We start from the raw sequence: 2,528 nt of genomic DNA, 5'->3' as shown, positions 1-2,528 counted from the left end.
GGGGTCTGACAAGGGGACGGGGGCAGGGGGCCGGGTCCGCCTGCCGAGGGTGCCTCAGAGGCTGGCTATGACCCGGTCCGCCAGGATGTAGACGCTCTCCTCGCCGCAGGCGAAGGTCAGGGCGTAGGCGCCCGAGATGCCCGAGCCGCCCAGCAGGTACGGCGTCTCACCGGCCGTGAGGGCGCGGGCGAGGCGGTCCGCGGTCTCCCGGTGGCCCGGGGTCATGCACAGGGTGGTGCCGTCGGCGAAGACGTAGACGTCGAGGGTGCCGAGCGGGCCGGGCCGCACATCGGTCAGTTCGACGCGGTCGGCGGCCAGTTCCTCCAGTGCGGTCACCGTACGCTCGTGATCGTTCACGACCGGTGACTGGACCGGTACGAAGTCCGGGTGGGAGGGGTGCCGGCGGCGGGCCGCGGCCAGTTCGGGGGAGTCCCCGACGAACTCGTCGGCGTCGGCGGGCGGCTCGGTCACCGGCTCGAGCGGCTCCAGGCCCGCGAAATCGGCCTGCCGGGGCAGGAACAGCTCGCTGTCCGGCAGACCCAGCAGGGAGGGCGCGTCGGAGGCGTCACGGGCCTCCTGGGCGGCCCAGAAGGCGCGCGCCTCGGCCAGCTCCCGCTCCCGCTCCTCGGCGAGCGCCTCGGCCACCGCCGCGCGTATCTCAGCCGTGTCGGCCGTCGCGCGGGCGGCCGGAACGAAGCCCCGCGGCCCGGCGGCGGCACCGGCGGTCTCCGCGAGCTGCGTGTGCAGGGCCGCGACCTGACGGCGCAGCTGCAGCAGGGTGCGCAGGACGGCGACGCCCACGGCGCCCGTGGCGGCCGTGGTGACCAGCAAGGCGATCGGCATGGCGCTCACTGACGTACTCCCGGTTCAAAGTCGACCCCCGACTTCCTACATCAGCTTGAAGGGCGGACTATCCAGCTGTCAGTGCGTAACGTCACGAAACGGGCAGGAGATTTGTCCCGCCTCAACTGGTGAAACGGCGCTGAGCTGCGTAAATCCCTCCGGGGAGGGAGATAGGTCACATCCTGGGGGAGATTCGATCACAAAACGGCCCGGAATCCAGGGGCTTCCCAGACTCCGGGCCATCGGCTCACGATGGGTGCCCCGGCGGCTACCGAGAGGTCACCGTCGGGGCCTTCGTGCGGACTCCTGCGACTAGCTGAGGCGCTCGATGACCATCGCCATGCCCTGGCCGCCGCCGACGCACATCGTCTCCAGGCCGAACTGCTTGTCGTGGAACTGCAGGGAATTGATGAGCGTGCCGGTGATGCGGGCGCCGGTCATGCCGAAGGGGTGGCCGACGGCGATCGCGCCGCCGTTGACGTTCAGCTTGTCCAGCGGGATGCCGAGGTCGCGGTAGGAGGGGATCACCTGGGCGGCGAACGCCTCGTTGATCTCGACCAGGTCGATGTCGTCGATCGTCAGACCGGCCCGGCGCAGGGCCTGGTTGCTGGCGTCGACCGGGCCGAGGCCCATGATCTCGGGGGAGAGACCGGAGACACCGGTCGACACGATGCGGGCGAGCGGCGTGAGGCCCAGCTCGCGGGCCTTCGTGTCGCTCATGATGACGAGCGCGGCGGCACCGTCGTTCAGGGGGCAGCAGTTGGCGGCCGTGACCATGCCGTCGGGGCGGAAGACCGGCTTCAGGCCCGCCACGCCCTCCATCGTGACGCCGGCGCGCGGGCCGTCGTCCTTGCTGACCACCGTGCCGTCCGGGGTGGTGACCGGGGTGATCTCGCGCTCCCAGAAGCCGTTCTTGACGGCTTCCTCGGCGAGGTTCTGCGAGCGGACGCCGAACTCGTCCATCTCCTGGCGGGTGACGCCCTTGAGGCGGGCCAGGTTCTCGGCGGTCTGGCCCATCGAGATGTAGGCGTCCGGGACGACGCCGTCCTCGCGCGGGTCGTGCCAGGTGGTGCCCTCCTGCTCGGCGACGGCCGCGGTGCGGGCCTCCGCCTCGGCGAAGAACGGGTTGTGGGTGTCGGGCAGGCTGTCGGAGTTGCCCTTCACGAACCGGGAGACGGTCTCGACGCCGGCCGAGATGAAGACGTCGCCCTCGCCGGCCTTGATGGCGTGCAGCGCCATGCGGCTCGTCTGGACGGACGAGGAACAGTAGCGGGTGACCGTGCAGCCGGGCAGGTGGTCCATGCCCATCTGTACGGCGACGATACGGCCGAGGTTGTTGCCCTGCTCGCCGCCGGGGAGGCCGCAGCCGAGCATCAGGTCGTCGATGTCCCTCGGGTCCAGCTCGGGGACCTTCGCGAGGGCGGCCTGGATGATGGTGGCGGTGAGGTCGTCCGGGCGCAGGTCCTTGAGGGAGCCCTTGAAAGCGCGGCCGATGGGGGAGCGGGCGGTCGACACGATGACGGCTTCGGGCATCACGGCTCCATTGGCGTTCACGGGGTGGGTTTTCCGGCGGGGCTTGGACTTGACTGGAAGTTACCCGTACGTATGGGTCAGGTCACGGGTGTGGTGGTGTGACCCTGGCCGCAGTTTACTAAGCGCTTGCTTTTTCGCCCCCGCCGCCCCTT

General features: G+C 70.4%; 2 protein-coding genes. Both read right to left on the bottom strand.

The window, feature by feature from the left end; all coding sequences use genetic code 11:
* Window positions 1–54 precede the first annotated feature (54 nt).
* Window positions 55–852: a hypothetical protein gene (locus BZL64_RS34890; RefSeq protein ID WP_086773078.1), complete on the bottom strand. Its 798-nt coding sequence runs from the start codon at window positions 850–852 to the stop codon at window positions 55–57.
* A 303-nt stretch (window positions 853–1,155) separates the two neighbouring features.
* Window positions 1,156–2,376: an acetyl-CoA C-acetyltransferase gene (locus BZL64_RS34885; RefSeq protein ID WP_086773077.1), complete on the bottom strand. Its 1,221-nt coding sequence runs from the start codon at window positions 2,374–2,376 to the stop codon at window positions 1,156–1,158.
* Window positions 2,377–2,528 lie beyond the last annotated feature (152 nt).

This window comes from Streptomyces bobili (assembly GCF_002154575.1).
In the GTDB taxonomy this organism is placed as follows: domain Bacteria; phylum Actinomycetota; class Actinomycetes; order Streptomycetales; family Streptomycetaceae; genus Streptomyces; species Streptomyces bobili.
Note: the sequence above shows the minus strand (reverse complement) of the source record. Positions and strands in the feature narration are given on the sequence as shown.

Bases quoted from the DNA above. Each gene is read 5' to 3' on its own strand.
- BZL64_RS34885 (WP_086773077.1), bottom strand. From the start codon at position 2,376: ATGCCCGAAGCCGTCATCGTGTCGACCGCCCGCTCCCCCATCGGCCGC.